Annotated in this window: 19 protein-coding genes, 1 tRNA gene and 1 pseudogene; 9 read left to right on the plus strand and 12 right to left on the minus strand. The window is 74.0% G+C overall.

The window, feature by feature from the left end:
• Positions 1 to 52 precede the first annotated feature (52 nt).
• Positions 53 to 1,339, plus strand: a complete 1,287-nt coding sequence (locus CYJ76_RS02255; protein WP_101849134.1) for an NRAMP family divalent metal transporter — start codon at positions 53 to 55, stop codon at positions 1,337 to 1,339.
• Positions 1,340 to 1,421: 82 nt separating this feature from the next.
• On the opposite strand, the gene CYJ76_RS02260 is transcribed toward CYJ76_RS02255, so the two are convergent.
• The 4 genes from CYJ76_RS02260 to CYJ76_RS02275 all read right to left on the minus strand — a co-directional run bounded on the left by CYJ76_RS02260 (position 1,422) and on the right by CYJ76_RS02275 (position 2,849).
• Complete coding sequence (locus CYJ76_RS02260) at positions 1,422 to 1,820, minus strand: hypothetical protein (RefSeq protein ID WP_101849135.1); 399 nt, start codon at positions 1,818 to 1,820, stop codon at positions 1,422 to 1,424.
• 28 nt (positions 1,821 to 1,848) lie between these two features.
• Positions 1,849 to 2,079 (minus strand): sulfurtransferase TusA family protein, encoded by a 231-nt coding sequence (locus CYJ76_RS02265; RefSeq protein ID WP_070705150.1) that lies wholly within the window; start codon positions 2,077 to 2,079, stop codon positions 1,849 to 1,851.
• Between the two features lie 90 nt (positions 2,080 to 2,169).
• On the minus strand, positions 2,170 to 2,361 hold the full coding sequence (locus tag CYJ76_RS02270) for a hypothetical protein (RefSeq protein ID WP_238138117.1): 192 nt from the start codon (positions 2,359 to 2,361) through the stop codon (positions 2,170 to 2,172).
• Entirely contained in the window at positions 2,358 to 2,849 is a 492-nt protein-coding gene (locus CYJ76_RS02275; protein WP_101849137.1) for a YeeE/YedE thiosulfate transporter family protein, read from the minus strand. The genes CYJ76_RS02270 and CYJ76_RS02275 overlap by 4 nt, the downstream gene beginning before the upstream one ends.
• A 215-nt stretch (positions 2,850 to 3,064) precedes the next feature.
• Here CYJ76_RS02275 and CYJ76_RS02280 point away from each other — a divergent pair, with 215 nt between their 5' ends.
• Entirely contained in the window at positions 3,065 to 4,474 is a 1,410-nt protein-coding gene (locus CYJ76_RS02280) for an amino acid permease (RefSeq protein WP_238138118.1), read from the plus strand.
• Between the two features lie 97 nt (positions 4,475 to 4,571).
• Complete coding sequence (locus CYJ76_RS02285; RefSeq protein WP_101849139.1) at positions 4,572 to 5,159, plus strand: hemerythrin domain-containing protein; 588 nt, start codon at positions 4,572 to 4,574, stop codon at positions 5,157 to 5,159.
• A 4-nt stretch (positions 5,160 to 5,163) separates the two neighbouring features.
• On the opposite strand, the gene CYJ76_RS02290 is transcribed toward CYJ76_RS02285, so the two are convergent.
• Positions 5,164 to 5,598, minus strand: coding sequence for a pyrimidine dimer DNA glycosylase/endonuclease V (locus CYJ76_RS02290; protein WP_101849140.1), 435 nt, complete (start codon positions 5,596 to 5,598; stop codon positions 5,164 to 5,166).
• A gap of 34 nt (positions 5,599 to 5,632) precedes the next feature.
• Between CYJ76_RS02290 and CYJ76_RS02295 the strand changes: the two genes are divergently transcribed.
• Positions 5,633 to 6,964 (plus strand): alpha/beta fold hydrolase, encoded by a 1,332-nt coding sequence (locus CYJ76_RS02295; RefSeq protein WP_070705947.1) that lies wholly within the window; start codon positions 5,633 to 5,635, stop codon positions 6,962 to 6,964.
• A 51-nt stretch (positions 6,965 to 7,015) separates the two neighbouring features.
• Here the strand turns inward: CYJ76_RS02295 and CYJ76_RS02300 are convergent, their stop codons facing one another.
• Positions 7,016 to 8,230 (minus strand): zinc-dependent alcohol dehydrogenase, encoded by a 1,215-nt coding sequence (locus tag CYJ76_RS02300; protein ID WP_101849141.1) that lies wholly within the window; start codon positions 8,228 to 8,230, stop codon positions 7,016 to 7,018.
• 112 nt (positions 8,231 to 8,342) lie between these two features.
• Between CYJ76_RS02300 and CYJ76_RS02305 the strand changes: the two genes are divergently transcribed.
• Positions 8,343 to 9,410 (plus strand): SDR family NAD(P)-dependent oxidoreductase, encoded by a 1,068-nt coding sequence (locus CYJ76_RS02305; RefSeq protein WP_083323718.1) that lies wholly within the window; start codon positions 8,343 to 8,345, stop codon positions 9,408 to 9,410.
• A 14-nt stretch (positions 9,411 to 9,424) separates the two neighbouring features.
• Here CYJ76_RS02305 and CYJ76_RS13280 read toward each other — a convergent pair.
• Positions 9,425 to 9,709 (minus strand): annotated as a pseudogene (locus tag CYJ76_RS13280) (AMIN-like domain-containing (lipo)protein); the annotation flags it as partial.
• Between the two features lie 190 nt (positions 9,710 to 9,899).
• Between CYJ76_RS13280 and CYJ76_RS02310 the strand changes: the two are divergent.
• Complete coding sequence (locus CYJ76_RS02310; protein ID WP_101849142.1) at positions 9,900 to 11,129, plus strand: acetyl-CoA hydrolase/transferase family protein; 1,230 nt, start codon at positions 9,900 to 9,902, stop codon at positions 11,127 to 11,129.
• Between the two features lie 35 nt (positions 11,130 to 11,164).
• Here the strand turns inward: CYJ76_RS02310 and CYJ76_RS02315 are convergent, their stop codons facing one another.
• Positions 11,165 to 11,656: a hypothetical protein gene (locus tag CYJ76_RS02315; protein ID WP_141762130.1), complete on the minus strand. Its 492-nt coding sequence runs from the start codon at positions 11,654 to 11,656 to the stop codon at positions 11,165 to 11,167.
• Between the two features lie 125 nt (positions 11,657 to 11,781).
• Between CYJ76_RS02315 and CYJ76_RS02320 the strand changes: the two genes are divergently transcribed.
• Both CYJ76_RS02320 and glsA read left to right on the plus strand, forming a co-directional pair.
• Positions 11,782 to 13,320, plus strand: coding sequence for a DUF222 domain-containing protein (locus tag CYJ76_RS02320; protein WP_180802180.1), 1,539 nt, complete (start codon positions 11,782 to 11,784; stop codon positions 13,318 to 13,320).
• Between the two features lie 143 nt (positions 13,321 to 13,463).
• On the plus strand, positions 13,464 to 15,359 hold the full coding sequence (glsA, locus tag CYJ76_RS02325) for a glutaminase A (protein WP_070705938.1): 1,896 nt from the start codon (positions 13,464 to 13,466) through the stop codon (positions 15,357 to 15,359).
• An 8-nt stretch (positions 15,360 to 15,367) separates the two neighbouring features.
• Here the strand turns inward: glsA and CYJ76_RS02330 are convergent, their stop codons facing one another.
• Genes CYJ76_RS02330 through lysX form a run of 3 tightly spaced genes read right to left on the minus strand, consistent with a single transcriptional unit; the run spans position 15,368 to position 20,305 of the window.
• A complete protein-coding gene (locus CYJ76_RS02330) occupies positions 15,368 to 16,234 on the minus strand; it encodes an alpha/beta fold hydrolase (protein ID WP_101849145.1) in 867 nt (288 codons plus the stop codon).
• 10 nt (positions 16,235 to 16,244) lie between these two features.
• Positions 16,245 to 16,997 (minus strand): DUF998 domain-containing protein, encoded by a 753-nt coding sequence (locus CYJ76_RS02335; RefSeq protein WP_144043017.1) that lies wholly within the window; start codon positions 16,995 to 16,997, stop codon positions 16,245 to 16,247.
• A complete protein-coding gene (gene lysX, locus CYJ76_RS02340; RefSeq protein WP_180802181.1) occupies positions 16,994 to 20,305 on the minus strand; it encodes a bifunctional lysylphosphatidylglycerol synthetase/lysine--tRNA ligase LysX in 3,312 nt (1,103 codons plus the stop codon). The genes CYJ76_RS02335 and lysX overlap by 4 nt, the downstream gene beginning before the upstream one ends.
• Before the next feature lie 409 nt (positions 20,306 to 20,714).
• On the opposite strand from lysX, the gene CYJ76_RS02345 reads away from it, so the two are divergent.
• Complete coding sequence (locus CYJ76_RS02345; protein WP_101849148.1) at positions 20,715 to 21,743, plus strand: pirin family protein; 1,029 nt, start codon at positions 20,715 to 20,717, stop codon at positions 21,741 to 21,743.
• A 91-nt stretch (positions 21,744 to 21,834) separates the two neighbouring features.
• Here the strand turns inward: CYJ76_RS02345 and CYJ76_RS02350 are convergent.
• A tRNA-Leu gene (locus CYJ76_RS02350) sits at positions 21,835 to 21,918 on the minus strand.
• Positions 21,919 to 22,058: the final 140 nt, after the last annotated feature.

Consider the following 22,058-nt stretch of genomic DNA (forward strand, 5'->3'; position numbering starts at 1 on the left):
CACCGCGACGTCGCGGTGGGGCCCCGTCTGCGTCCGGCGGCAGGGTGCTGCCATGTCGACCGCACTGCCCGACTCCCGCACGTCCGCGCCACCCGGCGCCCCCAGCACCTGGCGCTCCCGCGTCGCCGCCCTGGGCCCCGGCCTGCTCATGGCCTCGGCCGCCATCGGCGGTTCCCACCTGGTGAGCTCCACCCAGGCCGGCGCCCTGTTCCAGTGGCAGCTGGTGGGCCTGGTCGTGGCCGCCAACGTGCTCAAGTACCCCTTCTTCCGCTTCGGCGCCCAGTACACGGTGGAGACCGGCCACAACCTCGTGGAGGGCTACGCCCGCAAGGGCCGCGGCTACCTTTGGGTGTTCTTCCTGCTCTGCGTGGTCTCGGCCGTCATCGCCGCCGCCGGCGTGGGCATCCTGTGCGCGGTCATCCTGAAGTTCGCCCTGCCCGCCTCGTGGTCCCTGAGCGTGCCGTGGGTGGCCGGTCTCATGATGCTGTCGGTCTGGGTGATCCTGCTGGCCGGCCGCTTCCCCGCCCTGGACGGCCTCACCAAGGTGATCGTCGTCATCCTCACCACGGTCACGGTGCTCACCGTGGTGGTGGCCGCCGCCAAGGGCCCGCAGGGCGCCGCCGACGCGGTGGCCGCGAGCCCGTGGACGCTGGCCTCGGTGCCCTTCCTCGTGGCACTCGTGGGCTGGATGCCGGCCCCCATCGAGATCTCGGCCCTGCAGTCGCTGTGGGTGGCCGAGAAGCAGCGCCGCACCCCGTCCACGGCGCGCGACGTGCTGTGGGACTTCAACGTGGGCTACGTGGTCACCACCGTGCTGGCGGTCTTCTTCCTGGCCATGGGCGCCCTGGTGCAGTTCGGCACCGGGGTGGAGATCAAGATGGCCGGCGGCGCGTACATCCCGCAACTCATCAGCATGTACACCGCCACCATGGGCGAGTGGAGCCGCCCGCTCATGGCGCTGCTCGCGTTCGTGGTCATGTACGGCACCACCATCACCGTGGTGGACGGGTACGGCCGCGCGTGCGCCGAGTCCCTGCACCACCTGCGCCGCGGCGGGGGCAACGCCGGGCGCACCGCGGTCATCCTGTGGAGCACCCTCATCGCGGTGGCGTCGCTGGCCGTCATCCTGTGGTTCAGCGCCCAGATGGGCGAGCTGCTGCGCTTCTCGATGATGGTGGCCTTCGTCACCGCGCCGGTGTTCGCGTGGCTCAACTTCAGCCTGGTGCGCCGCGAGGAGCACCTGCCCGCGTGGCTGCGCGCCCTCTCGTGGGTGGGCCTGGTCTTCCTCGCCGGCTTCACCGTGTTCTTCCTCGCCACCGAGGTGGGGCTGGTCGGCTGAGCCGCGTCCCGTCGTCCCCGGAACACGCGCGAGGGGCGCCCACCGTGGTGGTGGGCGCCCCTCCGCGCCGTGGGGGCGGGGCTCAGGCCTCGCTGAGGCCGATCAGGATCGGGACGCCGATGCCCAGGCCGAACATCAGCACGAACAGCGCACCGAGGAACAGGGTGATGAGTCCGCCGATGATGCCCATCACCCAGCCGGCTGTCACGAGGCCCTCGTTGCGATAGCGCCCCGGCTGCGAGCGGATGTCACGGCGGGCCCGGTTGCCCATCACCCAGGCCAGGAACCCGATGGGCGGGAACGCGATGAGGCTCAGCAGACCCGTCACGAACACGGGCACGCCGTCGGGGTGCTCCTCCTGGCCGGGACCGCCCGGGTACGGGCCGTACGCACCCGGAACGACGGCCGGCTGGGAGGACGGGTTGAGCTGCGGGCGGGACTGCTCGCCGGCAGGGGGACCGCTGGGGCTGCTGGGAGTCATGTCCCCGAGCGTAGGCCCCAGCGGCGGCTCACCTCCCCTTGCGGACGGTGATCGTCCACGCGGCGTCACCCGTGCGGTCGAAGGCCGTCACCTCGTGGCCGTCCTCGGCGGCCCACTGGGGCAGGCTCTCGGTGGCCTGCGTGCAGTCGAAGTCGATGCGCAGCTGGTCGCCCACCTGCAGCTGCTCCATGGCGCGGCGTGCGTCCACGAGCGGGAAGGGGCAGACGTCCCCGGCGGTGTCGAGGGCGTAGGTGGTCACGGGGTCCTCCTGGGGGAGTCGGGGGTCGGTGTCGGTGTCGAGGGGAGTGCTGGGGCGAGCGCGTCACCGCACCCGCCCCAGCGGGACGTCTCAGCCGACGGGGGTGAGCACCGGGGCGGGGCGCTCGTCCACCGGGGTGAGGGCCGGAGCGGGGCGCTCGTCCACCGGGGTGAGGGCCGGAGCGGGGCGCTCGTCCACCGGGGTGAGGGCCGGAGCGGGGCGCTCGGTGGCGGGCTGGTCCGCCGCGTCGGCCCTGGCGGTACGGCCCTGACGGGCGGTCACGAACAGGCGCGTGCCCACGTCGGCGCCCAGCAGCATCGAGCCGGTGGCGCCCCACCCCCCCAGCTGAGCTGGGCGGTGGCCACCATGCCGTGGCCCACGGTGCAGCCGCCGGCCAGCGGGCCGTACTTCATGACCGCGGCCGAGAGGGCGAAGAAGATGAGGGCGAACCAGCTGCCCACCAGGCCCTCGCCGGCCCGGTAGTAGGTGCCGGTGGCGCACCCTCCGGCGGCGATGATGCCGGCGCCGAACACCAGGCCACCCACCGCGGCGGCACCCAGCGGCAGCGGGTCCACCTCGGGCGCGACCACGCCGGTGGCGGTGAGCGCGAGGTAGCCCACGGCGTGCAGGGCGATGACCAGGCCGAAGGCGGTGAGCCAGCGCGTTGAGCCGCTGAGCCACACGTCGCGGAAGGCGCCGGTGACGCAGAAGCGGCCGCGTTGCATGACGAGACCGAGCAGGGCGCCGACGAGGAGGCCGGTGAGGACCACGGAGAACTCCCAAGGGATCGATGAGGGGTCGGGACGGTGCGGTCGCACGACCGCCCCACCATGGGATCACGAGGCGTGTTCTTTCTCCAAACCCTGTGTTACTCATCACGCCGCGCGAGCCCCTCCGACCATCGCGCCGGCCCGCGCCCGACCCCACGGACCGCCCCCACATGCCCTACGGTTCTGCGCACTCACCCATCCCCGAGAGGACCCCCGTGGCCACCCCCCTGCCCCCCGCCCCCGCGGAGGACGCCGCAGCGCCCCGCGCCCTCGACCGCGGCCTCAGCACGCGGCACGTCATGTTCATCGCGCTCGGCACCGCCATCGGCACCGGGCTCTTCCTCGGTTCCGCCGGCGCCATCCAGGTGGCCGGCCCCGCCGTGCTCGTGGCCTACGCCCTGGCCGGCGCGGCCATCTACGTGGTCATGCGCGCCCTGGGCGAGATGGTCGTGCGCCAGCCGGACGCCACGAGCTTCGTGGACTTCACCGAGCGCTACCTGGGCCGTGTCCCGGGCTTCGTGCTCGGCTGGATCTTCGCCCTGGAGATGCTCCTGGTGGGCATCGCCGACGCCACCGCCCTGCGCATCTACCTGGGCCGCTGGTGGCCCGCGGTGCCCGGCTGGGTGTGGATCGCCGGCGTCATCGCCCTGGTGCTGCTGCTCAACGTCGCCGCCGTGCGGTACTTCGGCGAGGCCGAGTTCTGGCTCACCCTGCTCAAGGTGGGCGCCATCGTGGCCATGATCCTGCTCGGCCTGGGCCTGCTCGCCTCCGGGTCCGGCCTGCCCGGCAGCCAGCCGAGCATCTCCCACCTGTGGGAGCACGGGGGCTTCGCCCCGCACGGCATCAGCGGCATCGTCATGTCCCTGACCATCGTGGTGTTCGCCTTCGGCGGCGTGGAGACCGTGGGCCTCACCGCGGCCGAGGCACGGGACCCCCGCACGGCCATCCCCAAGGCCATCAACACGGTGCCCTGGCGCATCCTCATCTTCTACGTGGGGTCCGTGGGCATCATGCTGGCGCTGGCCCCGTGGAACAGCATCGACGGGGAGCAGTCCCCCTTCGTCCAGGTGCTCGATGCCGTGGGCCTGCCCGCCGCCGGCCACGTGCTCAACGCCGTGGTCATCATCGCGGCGTTCTCCGCGCTCAACGCCATCGTCTTCGCCACCGCCCGCACCCTCTACGGCCTGGCCGACCACGGTCGCGCCCCGGCCGCACTGCGCCACGTGGGCGCCCAGGGCGTGCCCACCGGCGCCATCACCGTGGTGGGTGCGGGCCTGGTACTGGGGCTGGTGGCCAACGTCATCTGGCCCGGCGTGATCTTCATGCTGCTGGCGTCGCTGGCCAGCTTCACCACCATCTTCGTGTGGGGGACGATCCTCGTGGCGCACTTCGTGATGCGCCGCCAGGTGGCCCGCGGCCGGCTGGAGCGCGGCGAGTTCGCGATGCCCGGGTGGCCCCTGCCCTCCCTGCTGGCACTGGCCTTCTTCGCCGTCGTGCTGGTGGCCATGGCCCTCTCGCCCGACACCCGCCCCGCGCTGGTGGCCGGCGCCGTCGCACTGGTGGTGCTCTCCGGGCTGGGCGTGCTCACGGTGCGCCACCAGGAGCGCGCGGGCCAGCGCGCCTGACCCGTCCCGCGTCCCCGCGCCCCGGCCGCCTCCCACAGGCGGCGGGGCGCGGTCGCCTCTAGGCTGCCGGGGAACCCACCACCACCCGGGAGGCCCCATGGACATCTGCCAGATCATCCAGCGCCAGCACGACGAGCAGCGCACCCTCTTCTCCTACCTCGAGGAGTGGGACCGCACCGACACCGAGGGCCTGGGCGCCGTGTGGAAGCGCCTGGCCATCCTGCTGGAGACCCACGCCGAGGCCGAGGAGAAGTACTTCTACCCGCACCTGCTCACCCTGGGCACCGGCGGCGCGGACGCCCCGGACGCCGAGCACGAGATCGAGGACGCGCTGGAGGACCACAACTCCATCCGCGAGGCCGTGCGCCGCGCGGACGCCGAGGAGGTGGGCTCCGAGGCGTGGTGGAAGGCCGTGGTGGACGCCAACGTGGCCAACTCCACCCACATGGGCGAGGAGGAGCGCCAGGACCTGCTGGACTTCCGCCAGCAGGCATCGCTACAGCTGCGCCACGACATCGCCGTGGAGTTCCTGCGCTACGAGGCGCTCAAGGCTGCACGCGGCATCACCCCGCAGGACAAGGACCCGCAGGAGTGGATCGACGACCACGACGACGCCGACGCGCAGGCCAGCGATCGCGCCGGTGACGCGCCGAAGGAGAGCCTGCAGGCCTCCGAGACGGAGTGAGCCCTCACGAGGCACCACGCTCCCACGGCGCCACGGGCCCCGGCTCCACCACGAACATGCGGTGGGGTCGGGGCTCGTCGCTCCCCACCTGCGCCCACCACTCGGGTGAGCGCTGGCGGCACTTGGCCCCCAGGTGCTCCCACTCGAAGGCGAGCTGCCCGTCGGTGAGCGGCAGGCGCAGGTGCGGGTCAGCATCGCAGACCACCCGGGTGCGGTCGAACCGGTAGCCGCGGGCGTCGGCGGCATCGGCGAGGCCGTGCAGCCAGGTCGCGATGCCGAGCACCGGGTCGTCCAGCGCCCGGAAGCGCTCCAGCTGGGGATGCTGCGTATAGCCCTTCGTCAGCCCCCGCAGCACCTTCTGCGCCAGCAGACCCTCCCGCCAGCCGGCCACCAGGGCGGCACGGTCCAGCTGGGCGGGGTGCACACTCCACAGACGCATCGGGTGATGGTGTCACGGGCCCTAGGCTCGGCGCATGCAGCAGACCACCGAGTACCAGCCCGGCCTGACCATCCGCACCCTGCGCCTCGAGGCGCCCGTCGACCACGGCCTGTCCCGGCCTCCGGCGACCGGCCCGGACGCCCCGGCGGACGTGGCCCTGCCCGCAGACACGCTCGAGCTCTTCGCCCGCGTGGTCACCGGCACCGACGGGGCGGACAAGCCGTATCTGGTCTTCCTGCAGGGCGGCCCGGGCGGCGAGGCCCCACGTCCCTCCCTCACCCTCTCGAGCCCGTCGTGGCTGCGGCGTGCCCTGCAGGACTACCAGGTGGTGATGCTGGACCAGCGGGGAACGGGCCTGTCCACCCCCGTGGGGAGCACCCTGGGGCCGCGCCGCACCGCGCCCGGGCTGACCGGCGTCCTGGCCGGTACCACGCCCGCCCAGCAGGCCGCCTACCTGCAGCACTTCCGGGCGGACTCGATCGTCGCGGACTGCGAGCTGGTGCGCGAAGCCCTGGGGGCCGAGCAGTGGACCGTCCTCGGGCAGTCCTTCGGCGGCTTCACCTCCCTGCACTACCTCGCCACCCACCCCGAGTCCCTGGCCGGTGCGCTCATCACCGGCGGTCTGCCGCCGGTGGACCACACCATCGAGGAGGTCTACGGCGCCACCTGGGAGCTGATGATCGGGAAGTCCGAGGAGCACCACCGCCGCTTCCCCGGCGACCGCGCCCGCATCGCCGAGCTCACCGAGCGCGCGGCCGACGGCGAGATCGTCCTGCCGAACGGCGACGTCGTCTCCCCCGAGCGCTTCCGAACCGTCGGCCACGGGCTGGGCATGTCCTGGGGCTCCGAGCGGCTGCACCACCTGCTGGAGCGCGACCACACGTCATCGGCCTTCGCGGCCGACCTCGAGGGGATGCTGCCGTTCGGCGGTCGCAACCCCTTGTACTCGGTCCTGCACGAGTCCTCGATGGCGGACGGCGTCGCCACCCGCTGGGCGGCCGACCGCACGATCCCCGGTGCGGTGGCGGCGGACCCGACGCTGCTGGGCGGGGAGCACCTGCACCGGTCGCTGTTCACCGAGGACAGCCTGCTGGCACCGTTCGCGGAGGCGACCGACCTGCTGGCCGAGGTCGAGTGGGCGGAGCTCTACCCGGCCGAGGCGCTGCGCCGGGCTGACGTGCCCGTGGCCGCGGCGGTCTACAGCAACGACGCCTACGTGCCGCGCGACTTCTCGCTGGAGACGGCCGCGCTGCTCCAGGACGCCCGGGTGTACGAGACCAGCGCGCACGAGCACAACGGGCTGGGCGCCGGCGAGGACGTGTTGGACCACCTCATCGGACTGCTGCAGGGCACCCGCTGGCGGTGATTGCCGGCGAGTGCCCTGCAGGGGTGGGGCACTCGGCCCACGGGACGCGCGTCAGGGGGTCATGACCACCTTGAGGCAGTTGTCCTGCTTCTTCTGGAAGACCTCGTACATGCGCGGGGCGTCCTCCAGGCCCACCCGGTGGGTGGCAAGGTCCTCCAGGCCCAGCACGTCCTCGTCCTGCGTCACGACGTCGAACAGCTCGGGGGTCCACTGCTTGACGTGGCACTGGCCCATCCGCATCGCGATGCCCTTGTCGAACATGGTCATCATCGGCATCGGGTCCACCATGCCCCCGTAGACGCCCGAGATCGAGACCGTGCCACCGCGCCGCACCGACTCGATGCAGCCGTGCAGCGCCGCGAGGCGGTCGATGCCCGCGTTCTCGATGGCCGGCTTGCCGATGACCCCGGGCAGCCGGCCGGCGACGGTGATGACGCGCTCGGCCACCGGGTTGCCGTGGGCCTCCATGCCCACCGCGTCCAGGGCGCCGTCGGCACCCCGCCCGTCGGTGAGCTCCGCGATGGCGCGGCCGACCTCCTCCGGTTTGCGGCCCTTCCCGTCCACCTGGTTCAGGTCCACCACCTCAGCGCCCCAGGCGCGGGCGGCTGCCAGGCGCTCGGGCACCAGGTCCACCCCGATGACGCGGCCGACCCTCCCCAGCCGCAGCGCGGTCCGGACGGCCAACTGCCCCACCGGACCCAGTCCGAAGACGGCCAGCGTGCCGCCCTCGGGGACCTGGGCCCACTGCACGCCCTGCCACGCGGTGGGCAGGATGTCCGAGAGGTACAGGTAGCGCTCGTCGGCGCCGTGCTCGGGCAGCGTCACCGGTCCGAACTGGGCCTGCGGCACGCGCACGTACTCGGCCTGGCCGCCGGGCACCGCGCCGTAGAGATCGGTGTACCCGAACAGCGAGGCCCCCTTGCTCTGGTCGCGGTTCTGCGTGGTCTCGCACTGGGCGAACAGCCCACGGGAGCACATCCAGCAGTGGCCGCACGAGATGTTGAACGGCACCACCACGCGGTCGCCGACGGACAGCCCGGACGCCGCGGCCTCGGGCCCGACCTCCTCCACGACGCCCATGAACTCGTGGCCCAGCACGTCCCCGGGGTGCAGGAACGCCCCGAGCACCGAGTACAGGTGCAGGTCGGAGCCGCAGATGGCGGTCGAGGTGACACGGACGATCGCGTCGGTGGGCTGCTGGATGACGGGGTCCGGGACGGTCTCCACCCGGACGTCCTGGGGGCCCTGCCAGGTCAGTGCGCGCATGGTCCTGCTCCTTGCCCGGCCGGGGCCGGATGGGGGTCCTGCTCGGTCGGCTCCACGCTAGACGTGATCCGTCCAGCGCGCGCGGTGAGCGCCGCGCCCCTACCGTGGAGGCATGGACTCCACCGTGTCGAGCACACCGTCCACCCTCCCCTCCCCGTCCGCCCGCCCGGCCACGTCCCCGTCCGCAGGCACCGCCCGCCCGGCACCCCGTGGCGGCGAACCACTGGCCCTGGTGGTGGGGGCATCGCGCGGGCTGGGCCTGCTCTGTGCCGAGCAGCTCATCCAGCACGGCCACCGCGTGGTGCTCTCCTCGCGCAGCCAGGAGTCCTTGGAGGCCGCCCGCGCCCAGCTGCTCGCCGAGCACCCCGAGGCCACCGTCGACATCGCCCCCTGCGACGTCTCCGACCGCCATGCCGTGACCGCGCTCGTCGAGGGTGTGGAGCGTGACCTCGGCCCCATCGAGGTGCTGCTCACGGTGGCCGGCATCATCCAGGTGGGGCCCGCGCAGGCGATGACCCTGGAACACTTCGACCAGGCCGTCGGCACCATGCTCATGGGTCCGGTGAACGTGACGATGCAGGTGCTCCCGCACATGCGGCAGCGGGGACGCGGCCGCATCGGCACCGTCACCAGCGTCGGCGGCAAGGTGGCGCCCCCGCACCTGCTGCCCTACTCCACGGCCAAGTTCGGCGCCGTCGGCTTCAGCGAAGGCCTCACGGCCGAGCTGGCCGGCACCGGCGTCACGGCCACCACCATCGTGCCGGGCCTCATGCGCACCGGCTCGCACGACGCCGCCCTGTTCACCGGTGACGCGGCCCGGGAGTTCGCCTGGTTCGGCCCCTCGGCCTCGCTGCCCCTGCTGTCCATGGACGCCGAGCGCGCCGCCGAGAGGATGGTGCACGGCGTGCTGGAGGGTCACACGCACGTCATGCTCACCCCGGTGACCCAGGTGGGCTCGCGCGTGCACGGGCTGGCCCCCTCCTTCACCACCCGCCTCATGGGGTTGGTCAACCGGGTGCTGCCCGGCGCCGAGGCGGTCGACCCGCTGGGCCCCGGCACCACCGTCGAGGGACGGGTGGCCCGCCAGGGACTGCGCGGCCGGGCCCGACGAGTGGTCGACGCCCTGACCACCCTCGGCGACCGGGCCGGGGAGTCCACCAACGAGCGCACCGCGCGGTGACGCGACGAGGGGCCCTCCCACGACGACACCAGGGCCACCTGGCGCAGCGTGCGGAATCCGGAGACGTTCACGGCGCGCATCGGGTTGGCCGGTGCCCAGGTGGGCACGACCCGGCCGTCCTTCCACACGTAGGCCGGCGAGCCGAGGTGCAGCTCGAGGAAGGCGCCGCCGTCCAACGGCACCTTCTTGCCGCTGAAGTCGTTGTGCACGGCGCCCACATAGCGCACGTCGTAGGAGACGTCCTCGCGCTTCACTCGACCCAGGTCGAACACGACGCGGTCGGTGCAGGTGTGCCGGGTGGCGCGGGCGCCGTCGAGTTAGGAGCCGGAGTCGATGCCGGGCCAGTCGCGCTGCGTGGCACCGGATCCCCACGGGCGGCTCACGCAGGTGGTGGCGGCGGTGTCGCCGGACTGGCCTGCGGAGGCCGTGGTACCCCCCCGGCCGCGACCGCCCGTGGCCGGACACCGCCCCATCGGGCACCATCTCCCCATGCAGACCGTGAGCGCCGAGGCCCTGGAGTCCCGACTGTCCGCCCTGCCGGGCACCCCCCGCATCGTGGCCAGCGGCAACATGTGCGTGCCGTGGGAGGCCGTGGCCGTGGCCGACCGGGCCTGCGCGCAGTACGTGCTCAACGTGCTCAACGGCCCGCCCGGCCTGCCGGACCGTGAGGGCGTCACCGTCGAGACCTCCTTCGTGGGCCCCGGTCAGCGCCGCCACCCCCGCCTGCGCTACGTGCCCAGCCGCCTCTCGATGGTGCCCCTGCTGTTCAGCAGCACCCTGCCGCCGGACGTGGTGCTGGCCCACTGCGCCCCGCCCCGCGACGGCCAGCTGAGCCTGGGGCTGGAGACCAACATCATGCCCGCGGCCATCGAGGCGTGCCGGGCCCGCGGCGGGCTGGTGGTGGCCGTGGTCAACCCGCGGATGCCGTACGCCTACGGCGACGCGCAGGTGCCGGTGGAGCACGTGGACCTGGCCCTGGAGGTGGACGCCCCGCTGGCCGCCCACGACGGCGCACCGGCCACGGACGAGGCGGGGCGCGTCATCGGCGAGCGCGTGGCGGCCCTCATCGGCGACGGCGCCACGCTGCAGATGGGCATCGGTGCGGTGCCTGACTCCGTGCTGGCCAATCTCACCGGCCGCCGCGACCTGCGCATCTGGACCGAGATGTTCAGCGACGGCGTGCTCGAGCTGCACCGACAGGGCGCCCTGGACCCGGAGGCGCCCATCACGTCGTCCTTCTGCTTCGGGTCCACCGAGCTCTACGACTGGGTGGACGGCAACCCGCAGGTGCGCATGCTCCGCACGGAGAAGACCAACGACCCGGGGCGCATCGCGCAGCAGCGGGCCATGACCTCCATCAACGCCGCCCTGGAGGTGGACCTCTTCGGCCAGGCCAACGCCTCGCGCATCGACGCGCACATCCACTCGGGCTTCGGCGGGCAGACCGACTTCATCGTGGGCGCGCTGCACTCGGCGGGCGGGCAGAGCTTCATCGGGCTGCGCTCGTGGCACCCGCGGGCAGACGTGTCCACGGTGGTGCCGCTGCTCGACGAGCCGGTGACCAGCTTCCAGCAGACGGCCGTCGTCACCGAGCAGGGCGTGGCGCGGCTGTGGGGTCTCTCGGAGCGGGAGCAGGCGGCCGGCATCATCGAGAACGCGGCGCACCCCAGCGTGCGCGAGGAGCTGTGGGAGGAGGCCCGCCACATGGGCCTGGCCTGAGCACCGGCTCCCCGGGCCCGATGGGGGCGCGCCCCTCAGCGCGGGTGGATGCCCGCCTGTCGCGCAGCCACCCGCCACAGCTCCGATGCTGCGTCGGCCGCCTCGTCCTCGCGGGCGGGCACGTCCTCCAGCTCGCCCCGCTCGGCCTCCACGGCGCGGCCGAGCCCCCAGAGCAGCCGGTCCCACACCAGTCCCCGGGCCACGAGCGCCGCGGCCACGTCCTGCTGCGGCCCGTCCACCACCCCGGCGGGCAGGGCGTGCTGCACGGTGAGCACCGTCTGCCCGCCGTCACGGGCCAGGTCCGCGGCCACCCAGGAGGTCACCCCGTCCACCTCCAGGCTGCCGCGCCAGCCCTCGGGGTCCAGCAGCTCGTCGGCACGCGCACCGGTACTGGCCACGGCCTGCTGCCAGTGGGGCCACACCGTGCGCGGCACCCCGGGCACCACGCGAGAGAGGGAGAGCACCCAGCCCTCGCCCAGGGGCTCCACCCGACGGGTCACGGCGTCCACGTGCTGCACGGCATCCATGGCGGACATGGTCGCACCGGATGGACATGGGTACACGTGTTGCATGTGCTCGTTCATCTGTACTATCCTTGGGTCAAGGGCACGGGCTTACCGCGCCGGGCGCACGAGGGTCACGGGGGGTGATCATGGGGATCTCGCACACCACGGCAGGGCCGGGGGTGGATGCCGCGCGGCAGGCGGCGGACCGGGCGCGACCGTCGGTGGACGATGCACGTGCCGCCCTCGCGGAGGCCCACCGAGCCACCGACCAGTTGCTGCAGACCCTGTCGTCGCTCGCTCCCACCGCGCCGGGCGTGGACGCCGCAGCGCTGGGCTCCCTCTCGGCGGAGGTGAACCGAGCCGTCAACCGGTTGGAGTCCGCCCGTCTGCGGGTGGGGCACCTCATGGCGGGATGTCGCGAGCGCGGTGGTTCGACGCTGCTGGACGAGGGGCAGTTCTTCGCCCGGGACGGGCAGCGGGACCCGGCGGCTGCCCGCAAGGACGCCCACCTGGCCCGCGAGCTCGGCAACGGCCCCGTGGCGCCCGTGGGGCGAGAGAGCCTGGCCACGACGGGCAGGACGGCGGGTGACCCGGAGGTGCCGGACGATGCGGAGAGGATGGCCGCACGGAGGCGAACGCCTGCGGGGCGGGCGTTCGACGAAGGACTCATCAGCCGGCAGCACGTGGACGTCATCCTGGCGACGCTGCGCGAGCTCCCCGAGGACGTCACGGCAGCGGAACGCGAGGAGATCGAGCGCGACCTGACCCGATCGGCCCATCGCCTCTCCCCGGCCTCGCTCCGGGCAGCGGGGCGGCGGGTGCTGGCGGCCGTGGGCCGCACCCGGCGACAGGTGGACGAGCACGAGAACGACCTGCTGCACCGTCAGGAGGAAGCCGCATGGCAGGCCACCCGGGCCACGATCACGCACCGCGCCGACGGCACCTCCGTGCTGCACGCCGTCCTGCCGACCCTCCAGGCCATGGCCCTGGAACGGGTGCTGCAGGCGATGGCGTCGCCGGCTCGTCGCACCCGTCCCGCCGCGGTGCTGGGGCGGTCGCGGACCGACGAGGAGTCCCGCGACCAGCAGCTGGACCTGTGGCACGAGCGGGGCCTGGCCCTGGCCGAGCTCGTCGAGCGGCTGCCGACCGAGCACCTGCACCAGAAGGTCGCCGCCACCGTCGTGGTCCACACCGACCTGGAGACCCTGCGGGGAGAGGCCGAACGGGCCGGGGTGACCGACAGCGCCCACCGCCTCTCGGCAGGGGAGGTCCGGCGGATCGCGGCACAGGCCGGCATCGTCCCCAGCGTGCTGGGTGGCGAGAGCATGCCGCTGGACCTGGGGCGGCAACGGCGCTTCTTCTCCGATGCGCAACGAGTGGCGCTCTCCCGGGTGTACGACGAGTGCGCCGCCGAGGGGTGTGATCGCCCGTTCGCCTGGTGTCAGGTGCATCACGACCAGCCGTGGGCAGCCCGACGCGGGTCACCCGGCGACCGGGGTGGCGACAGGTCGCCGCGGGGTGGGCCACCGACCGGCAGGTCGCCGCGGGGGTCGACGGACCTGGCCAATGCCATCCCCCTGTGCGGCCGGCACAACCGCATGGTGGAGCACCCCGGGGTGCAGCACACCGTGACGCGCGACGCGTCCGGTCGGGCGACCGTGCACCTGACCCGGGGGACGCGGTGAGTGCCCTGCCGCCGGTGGACGTCACGGGGGTGGACGTCATGGCGGTGGCGAACCCCCTGCGATGCCGGTCGTGGCCAGATCGTGCCGTGCCAAGTCGTGTTGTGGGGCGCGGTCCGGGACCGTGGACCTGCGAGACTCGCGGCATGGCCGAGCCGACCCCGCACACGCCCCTGACCGACCTGCTGGTCCGCGTGCACGACCACTTCCTGCCCCATACCGAGGGGGAGGTGGCTGCGTTCGCGCAGGCGGTCGGCGGGGTGGACGCCGACGACTTCGGCCTGGCCCTGACCACCGTGGACGGCCACACCTACTCGGTGGGCCAGGACGAGCGGTCCTTCGCCATCCAGTCCATCTCCAAGGCGTTCACCTACGCCATCGCGCTCACCGACTCCGGGTTCGAGGCGGTGGACGCCGTCATCGACGTGGAGCCCTCCGGCGAGGCGTTCAACGAGATCTCCCTGCAGGAGGGCACCGGGCGGCCGTCCAACGCCCTCATCAACGCCGGCGCCATCGCCGCCACCTCGCTGGTGGCCGGCTCGTCCTCCAACCCGCACGACGAGGGCTCGGTGGCCCGGGGCGACACGCGCCGCGACCGCCTGGTGCGCGGCTACTCCCGCATGGCCGGACGCGCGCTGGAGGTGGACGAGGAGGTGCTGGCCTTCGAGCGGGAGGACGGCGACCGCAACCTGGCCCTGGCCCACCTCATGCGCAGCTTCGACCTGGTCACCGAGGCCCCCGAGGCCGTGGCCGACGACTACTTCGCTGCCTGCTCCATCCTCGTGACCGTCCGCGACCTCTCGATGATGGCGGCGTTGTTGGCCACCGGCGGCGTGCACCCGCAGACCGGCGAGCGCGTGCTCGACGAGGCCGTGGTGGAGCGCGTGCTGGGCGTCATGAGCACCTGCGGCATGTACGACGACGCCGGCGAGTGGATGGTGCGCGTGGGTCTGCCGGCCAAGTCCGGGGTGGGCGGCGGCATCCTCGTGGTGGTGCCCGGGCAGGCCGGGTTCGCGGTGTACTCCCCGCGGCTGGACCGCCACGGCAACTCCGAGCGCGGCGTGCTGGCCTGCGAGGCGCTCTCGGCCCAGCTGGACCTGCACCTCATGCACGGCGTGCGCGAGCCCCACTCGGCGGTGCGCGTGACCTACCCGGTGACGGCGGTGCCCAGCGGGGTGCGCCGCCCGCCGGCGGCCGCCACCGTGCTCGAGCGCGTGGGCCACCGGGGGCGCGTCATCGAGGTGCAGGGGGCGCTCACCTTCGGGGCCGCGGAGTCGGTGATGCGGGAGCTCTGCTCGCTGCAGGAGGTCGATGCGGTGCTGCTGGACGTCCGGCGCGTCACCGTGGTGCCGCAGTTCGCCCGGGAGGGGCTGGCCGCCGTGGCGCGTGGCATGGCCGATGCCGGGCGCGTGCTGGTGCTCGTGGACGACCCGGACCGCGGCCTGGCGGGCGACGCGGTGCGGGTGGTGGCGCGGCGCCGCGTCGGCGTCGAGGCGGTGGAGAACCTGCTGCTGGAGCGGCACGGTGGACCCGGCCTGGACCTCGAGGAGGTGGAGGTGGGCGACGTGGGCGTCGTCTCCACCCTCGACGCCGCCGACGCCAAGGCCCTGCACGCCCGCATGGAGTCGCGCCACTACGCCGCCGGGGAGGTGGTGATCCGCGAGGGCGACCCCTTCGTGGGCATCCACCTCATCACCAGCGGCACCGTGGAGACCACCTCCGGGGCGGCCGGGGCGGCCGGCGACGAGCAGGACGTGGCCGACCCCACCACGCGCGGCCCGGAGCTGCGGCGGCTGGCGGTGCTGGGCCCGGGCCACAGCTTCGGCGAGTTCGGCCTGGTGGGCGACGGCCGGCACGCGGCCACGGTGACCGCCCGCGAGGAGCTGCAGACCTGGCTGCTCTCCCCGGAGGTCCTGCGCCAGCTGGAGGTGGAGGACTCCGGCCTGGCCCTGCGGCTCTGGCAGGCCATCACCCGGGAGGCCTTCACCCGCGTGCGCGCACAGATGGAGGAGCTGGCGGCCGCCGCCGCCCACGCCGGCTGACGGGCACCTCAGCCCCGGCCGGTCTCCCCAGGCACCGGGCCAGCGGCCACCGCGGCGCGCACCATCGCGGCCAACCGGGTGGGCTGGTCGCGCATCACCAGGTGGCCGCTGTCGGGCACCACCACGGTGCGGATGCGGGGCAGCGGCTCCTCGGGGCGGGTCCGCCGCAGCTCCACCCGGTGCCGCTGGGCGAGGTGGCGCTGCCGCCGCACCCACCGCCGCGAGCCGGGCTCCCACGGGCGGGCGGCCACCACCAGCACCATCGGCACCGCAGGCAGGGGAAGCACCCGGCGCAGCCGCAGCAGCTCGGCAGCCATGCGGGTGTACCCGGCGTCCTCCAGCAGGGCGGACCGCACCCGGCGCCCCACCAGGGGCAGCCAGCCCAGCCCGGCCGCCAGGGCGTGGCGCAGGTCGTCCTCCACGGGCCACCGGAGGCGTGGGTCCTCCTCCACGGAGCCGTCCACGGCCACGAGCCCGGCCACCCGGTGCGGGTCGCTGCGCAGGTACGCCTCGGCCATGAAGCGCGCCATCGAGTGCGCCACGAGCCACACCCGCGCGGGGTCGGGCACCACCTCGTGCACCACCCGGCGCAGGTGGGCCACCTCGTCGTGGAGGTGCGGCTCGGCCACCCGCTCGGCACGGGCCCGCCCCAGCCCCGGCCGGTCGTAGCGCACCACACGGTGGTCGCGGGCCAGGTCGGCCGCCACCTCGTCCCACGCCTCAGCGCCCATGCCGAGGCCCGGCATCAGCACCACCCACGGCCCGTGCTCCCCCTGCACCTCCGCGGCCAGGTCCGTGGCACGGGGTCCGGTGTCGCGGGCTCCCCTCACGCGGCCAGCCCGTTCCTGACGCCGTGCGGCGCGCCACCTCTCCATGGCACCAGTGTCACCCCTGCCCGGGACCCCCGCCCGCCCGATCGTCCTCGACCCACCACCGGCCGGCCCCCCAGCCCGTCCCGACGGCGAACACCACCCACCACGCCACGGTCCCCAGCAGCTGCACCCGCTGCGCCAGCCCGGGCACCGTGAGCACCTCGCCCACGCGCGCGGCCCCCGGTGCCAGGCAGGCGAGCTGCCAGCCCAGGGTCGCCAGCATCACGCCCACCAGCACCAGCAGCACCCGTGCCCCGGGACGGCCCCGGCGCAGCGCTGCCAGGGACAGCGCGGCCGCGGCCACTCCCAGCGCCGTCCCGGCCACCGACGAGCTCACCGAGTGCGCGGTGTGCGTCCACGGCAGCGTCCCCGCCTGCTCGGCGGCCAGGCAGGCGGCGTCCACCGTGCTGGCACAGGCCATGGGCAGCAGCGCATCGGCCACTGTGGCCGCCCCGAACACCCCGGCGGCCACCACACCCAGACCACGCAGGTCACGTCGCAGTCCGCCCCGGCGAGCCACCAGCCCGACCCAGAGCACCATCAGCGCCCCCGCCAGCACGTCGCCGGCCCGGACGAACCAGGCGTGGGGCTGGTCCTGCGCCCCCAGCTCGCTGGCCCAGCTGTGCCACGGCGACAGGTCCGAGAACGGCCCGGCCACCAGCCAGGACGACCAGGCCGCCATCGCCAGCAGGGGCAGCCCGGCCGCCCACCACGGCACGGCGCGGTGTCCCCCACCCGATGCGGGCACCCGGCGCGCGCCGCTCACTCGCGGCCCGCGGGTCGCACCAGGGGGAAGGCCAACGTCTCGCGCACGGTGCGGCCGGTCACCAGCATCACCACGCGGTCCACGCCCAGCCCCAGGCCACCGGTGGGCGGCATGCCGTACTCCAGGGCCTGCAGGAAGTCCTCGTCCAGGCTCATGGCCTCCGGGTCGCCGGCGGCCGCGGCCACCGACTGGGCTGTCAGACGGGCCCGCTGCTCCAGCGGGTCGGTCAGCTCGGAGTAGGCGGTGCCCAGCTCCATGCCGAAGGCCACGAGGTCCCACCGCTCGGCCACACCCGGGGTGGACCGGTGCCCGCGGGTCAGCGGCGAGACCGAGCTCGGGAAGTCGCAGTAGAAGGTGGGCCGCACGGTGGACCCCTCCACCAGCTCCTCGTAGAGCTCCAGGGCCACCTCGCCGGCATCCAGGTCGGGGCGCACCTCCACCCCGGCCCGTCGGGCGGCCTGGTGCATCTCGGCGGCGGTGCTCTGCGGCCCCACCGGCTGCCCACCCAGGGCCACCAGTTTCTCGGAGACCGCGTCGTGCAGGGTCACCACCGGCCACTCGCCGGAGAGGTCCACCATCGTTCCGTCGGGGCCGGGCACCTCGCACCGCCCGTGCACAGCCACCGCGGCGGCCTGCACCAGCTCGCGGGTGGTGTCCATCATCGAGCGGTAGTCCTCGTGCGCGGCGTAGGCCTCCAGCAGCGTGAACTCCGGGTTGTGGGTGGCGTCCACGCCCTCGTTGCGGAACGCCCGGCCCATCTCGAACACCCGGTCCACGCCACCCACGCAGAGCCGCTTGAGGTACAGCTCGGGCGCGATCCGCAGGAAGAGGTCCATGGAGTAGGCGTTGATGCGGGTGGCGAAGGGCCGTGCGTTGGCCCCGCCGTGCACGGTCTGCAGCACCGGCGTCTCCACCTCCAGGTAGCCGCGGTCCTGCAGGCCCTCGCGCAGGGCGCGCACCACGGCCGACCGTGCCCGCAGGGTGTCGCGGGCCTCCTGCGAGACGGCCAGGTCCACGTGGCGCTGGCGCACCTTCGCCTCGGGGTCCACCAGGCCGGTGCGCACCGGCGACAGCGGGTGCAGGCACTTGGCCTCCATCCGCCAGCTGTGGGCCAGCAGGCTCGGCTCGCCGCTGCGGGAGGCGCCGCGCACGCCCTCGAAGGCCACGAGATCGCCCACGTCCACCAGCACCATGAAGTCGCGGTGGTCCTGTGCGCTGAGGTGCTGGCGCTCCAGCACCACCTGCAGGTCGCCCTGCCCGTCACGCAGGCGCACGAAGCGCACGCCGCCCAGGTCGCGGACCGCCAGCACGCGCCCGGCCACGGACACGCGCTCGCCCTCCCCGGCGGCCAGGGCCTGCGCGGTGGTGTGCGTCGGACGCTCGGCCACCGGCCACGGCTCGCGCCCGGCCTCGCGGGCGGCCTCCACGGCCGCGATGCGCACGCGGGTCTGCTCCGGCAGGCGGGCCCGGCGCGCGGACGCCAGGTCGGTGTCCCCGGCCCACTCCTGGAGCTGCTCGGGGGTGGGGGCGGTCACCGGCACCACCGCGTAGGCGGCCGCACGCCGGCCACCGGTGGCGTGCCGACGGCTCCAGGTGGGCAGGAAGCCCTCGGCGCGCGCCGTCGCCAGTCCGATGCGGGCCAGCTGCTCGGCCTCGGCGTAGCAGAGGTACCGGCGGTTCCACTCCGGCCGGTACCGCTGGTTGGCGGTGTAGAGCGACTCGATCTGCCAGAACCGGGAGGCTCGGCGCAGCAGCCAGCGCTGCATGCGCGTCACCGGGCCGGCCCCCAGGGTCTCGCCCTCGGCGAAGACCGAGCGGAACACGGCGAAGTTCAGGCTGAGGCGGCGCAGACCCACGCTCTCGCGCTGGCGGCACAGCTCGGCCACCATCGTCTCGGTGACGCCGTTGGGGGCGTCCGGGGAGCGGCGCATGAGGTCCAGGGACGCCCCGGTCGGGCCCCAGGGCACGAAGGACAGCAGTCCCACGAGGTCGCCCTCGGCGTCCACGGCCTCCACCAGCACGCACCGTCCGTCGGCCGGGTCGCCCAGGCGCCCGAGCGCCATCGAGAAGCCCCGCTCGGGGGCGTCCCCGCGCCACGCCTCGGCGGCCCGCACCAAGCCCGGCCACTCGGCGGGGTCCACCTGCTCGTGGCGGCGCACGCGCACCTCCACACCGGCCCGCCGCACGCGACGCACGGCCTGGCGCACCGGGGCCATGTCCGGCCCGTTGAGGGAGAAGGCGTCGGCGTCCAGCACCGCCTCGTCCCCGAGGGAGATCACCCCCATGCCCCGGTCGGCGAAGGCCCGCGCCCCCGCGTCGGAGACGCCCACCACCGCCGGCGCCCACCCGAAGCGCCGCGAGACGGCCAGCCAGTTGTGCACGGCGCTGCTCCACGACTGCGGGTCGCCCAGCGGGTCGCCCGAGGCCAGGCTCACGCCCTGCTCCACCCGGTAGGCCACGGCGGCCCGTCCGTCGCTGGAGAAGATCACGGCCTTGTCGTCGCGCGTGGCGAAGTAGCCCAACGAGTCCTGCGCCCCGTAGCGCTCCAGGAGCGCCCGCACCGCCGCCTGCTCCTGGGCGTCCTGGCTGTTGTGGGAGGTGGCGCTGCGCAGCAGCACCAGCAGCGTGCCCACCAGCACCGCCGACCCCATGAGCGACAGGATGCCGGTCACCCAGACCGGTGGCGCGTGGGACGCGTCCGCCGCGAGACCGCCGTCCAGGCCGGTGACGTGGTCGACCGCCCACGCGAGCCGGCGGTGGTGGGGCAGGTCACCGGGCTGCAGCCGCACCAGCAGCCACCCCAGCAGGATGGCCGACAGGGTGCCCAGCACCATGAACGCCGCCGCGGAGGCCCAGGCGTTGCTCCGGACCCGCGCGTAGAAATGGCGGTAGGAGGCCACAGCCACCCCCAGCCACGTGAGGTGCAGGAGGCTGGCGGCCACGGCGTGCCAGGACTGGCCCTCCTGCAGGCTGAACACGTCACCCTCGAGCAGAATCACCAGATACACCAGCAGCATGGCCCACCCGACCCGCTTGCGGGCGGTGAGCGCGGCGGCCAGCACGAACATCACCGTGGCCACGGTGAAGCTGGGGTAGGCCACCAGGTAGTACGAGTCCACGGTGCGGATGCCCGCGGTGTAGAGGTGCGGCACGAGGGAGAGGGCCAGCACCAGCAGGCCGTTGGCCACCAGCAGGGCGGCCATGGCCCGCGGCACCTGGGCCCGCCAGCCCACCTGCGGCTCGGCCAGGTCCTCCACCTCGGCCCGGGGGCGGTCGTGGTGCGGGGGGTCGAGACGTCGTGCAGGCATGTGGGCCAGCATGAGGCCCCGGTGGGCCCGCGGGTCTCCACCCGTGGACCCGGAGCGTGTCCTCGGGGTTGCCCACAGACGGACCGGCTCCCTCACGAGGGGGGCACCACACCGTCCACAGATCGGCCCGGGGGATGACGCACCCCTGATCCGGGCGCGTCGATACTCGGAACCGATGGCGCTACTGCGTCACCGGGCCACTGGCCCACACCGGACGGGTCGGTGCCGCCCCGGGGTCTTGGAGGGGGATCCCGCGACGGCACCGACCGTTCCGTGTCCGGCCGCGGTCCACGCCCGACGCCGTGGCCCACCACCCCCACCTGCTCCGCCCACGACCCGTGTGCGCGGGAATGCACCGGCCACCCCGCGCGCTATACTTGGTGACACATCACCATCAGGAGGAGGCGCCATGCCTGCCGTGACCACCCAGAACGTCCTCGAGCTGGACCGCGTCGTGCCGGCCCCCGGCAGCCGAGCCCGCGCCGTCCGCTCCGTCACCACCGCACCCCAGGGCCACGAGGGCGAGGGCTTCCCCGTCCGCCGCGCCTTCGCGGGCATCGACCTGCGCGACCTGGACCCCTTCATCCACATGGACCAGATGGGCGAGGTGGAGTACGCCCCGCTCGAGCCGCGCGGCACCGACTGGCACCCGCACCGCGGCTTCGAGACCGTGACCTACATCATCGACGGGTCGTTCCTCCACGAGGACACCCACGGCGGTGGCGGGGCCATCACCGACGGCGACACCCAGTGGATGACCGCCGGGTCCGGCCTGCTGCACATCGAGGCCCCGCCGGAGCAGCTCGTCATGTCCGGCGGCCTGTTCCACGGCTTGCAGCTGTGGGTCAACCTGCCGAGCCACCAGAAGATGTCCGACCCGCGCTACCAGGACATCCGCGGCGGCGAGGTGCGCCTGCTCTCCAGCGAGGACGGCGGCAGCCTGCTGCGCGTCATCGCCGGCGAGGTGGACGGCCACGAGGGGCCGGGCATCACCCACACCCCCATCAGCATCGTCCACGCCACCGTGGCCCCCGGCGCCCAGCTGCGCCTGCCGTGGAACCCCGGGTTCAACGCCCTGGTCTACGCGCTCTCCGGCGACGGCACGGTGGGCTCCGAGCGCCGCCCGCTGCGCACCGGCCAGCTGGCCCTGCTGGGCGAGGGCGACCACATCGAGGTGCGTGCCGACGAGCAGCAGGACGCCCGCCACGCCGAGGGGCTCGACCTGTACGTCCTCGGCGGGCAGCCGATCCGCGAGCCGGTGATGGCCTACGGCCCGTTCGTCATGAACACCCGCGCCGAGTTGGTCACCGCGTTCGAGGACTTCCAGGCCGGGCGTCTGGGGACCATCCCCAACAGCCCGCGCGTGAAGGCGGCCTCGCAGGTGGTGCGCGACGCGCTGGACTCCGGGGAGGCCCGCCCCGGCCACCAGGTGCTCTGAGCACCGCCCCGACGGTCCCGGTCGGCCACCACCGACCGGGACCCGGGTACGCGAAAGGCCCCGGGACGAATCCCGGGGCCTTTCCCTTGCGTGCGCGAGGGGGGAGTTGAACCCCCACGCCCTTTCGGGCACACGGACCTGAACCGTGCGCGTCTGCCTATTCCGCCACTCGCGCGCAGTGCCCGACCACCTGATCTCACCACCCGGAGATGGTGTCGACCCATCGATCGAACGACGGCATACGTTAACAGCACATCCACGGGCACGCCAATCGGCCCGACGGGGCGCCGACCCACGGCCTTGGTCCACCCCGCG

It is taken from the genome of Kytococcus schroeteri (genome assembly GCF_002847825.1).
Lineage (GTDB): Bacteria > Actinomycetota > Actinomycetes > Actinomycetales > Dermatophilaceae > Kytococcus > Kytococcus schroeteri.

What these genes read in the sequence shown, in the direction of transcription:
- CYJ76_RS02290 (WP_101849140.1), bottom strand. Translation starts at nt 5,598, where the DNA reads ATGCGTCTGTGGAGTGTGCACCCCGCCCAGCTGGACCGTGCCGCCCTG.
- CYJ76_RS02310 (WP_101849142.1), top strand. Translation starts at nt 9,900, where the DNA reads ATGCAGACCGTGAGCGCCGAGGCCCTGGAGTCCCGACTGTCCGCCCTG.
- CYJ76_RS02305 (WP_083323718.1), top strand. Translation starts at nt 8,343, where the DNA reads ATGGACTCCACCGTGTCGAGCACACCGTCCACCCTCCCCTCCCCGTCC.
- CYJ76_RS02345 (WP_101849148.1), top strand. Translation starts at nt 20,715, where the DNA reads ATGCCTGCCGTGACCACCCAGAACGTCCTCGAGCTGGACCGCGTCGTG.
- CYJ76_RS02295 (WP_070705947.1), top strand. Translation starts at nt 5,633, where the DNA reads ATGCAGCAGACCACCGAGTACCAGCCCGGCCTGACCATCCGCACCCTG.
- CYJ76_RS02315 (WP_141762130.1), bottom strand. Translation starts at nt 11,656, where the DNA reads ATGGATGCCGTGCAGCACGTGGACGCCGTGACCCGTCGGGTGGAGCCC.
- CYJ76_RS02300 (WP_101849141.1), bottom strand. Translation starts at nt 8,230, where the DNA reads ATGCGCGCACTGACCTGGCAGGGCCCCCAGGACGTCCGGGTGGAGACC.
- CYJ76_RS02320 (WP_180802180.1), top strand. Translation starts at nt 11,782, where the DNA reads ATGGGGATCTCGCACACCACGGCAGGGCCGGGGGTGGATGCCGCGCGG.
- glsA (WP_070705938.1), top strand. Translation starts at nt 13,464, where the DNA reads ATGGCCGAGCCGACCCCGCACACGCCCCTGACCGACCTGCTGGTCCGC.
- CYJ76_RS02330 (WP_101849145.1), bottom strand. Translation starts at nt 16,234, where the DNA reads ATGGAGAGGTGGCGCGCCGCACGGCGTCAGGAACGGGCTGGCCGCGTG.
- CYJ76_RS02285 (WP_101849139.1), top strand. Translation starts at nt 4,572, where the DNA reads ATGGACATCTGCCAGATCATCCAGCGCCAGCACGACGAGCAGCGCACC.
- lysX (WP_180802181.1), bottom strand. Translation starts at nt 20,305, where the DNA reads ATGCCTGCACGACGTCTCGACCCCCCGCACCACGACCGCCCCCGGGCC.
- CYJ76_RS02255 (WP_101849134.1), top strand. Translation starts at nt 53, where the DNA reads ATGTCGACCGCACTGCCCGACTCCCGCACGTCCGCGCCACCCGGCGCC.
- CYJ76_RS02260 (WP_101849135.1), bottom strand. Translation starts at nt 1,820, where the DNA reads ATGACTCCCAGCAGCCCCAGCGGTCCCCCTGCCGGCGAGCAGTCCCGC.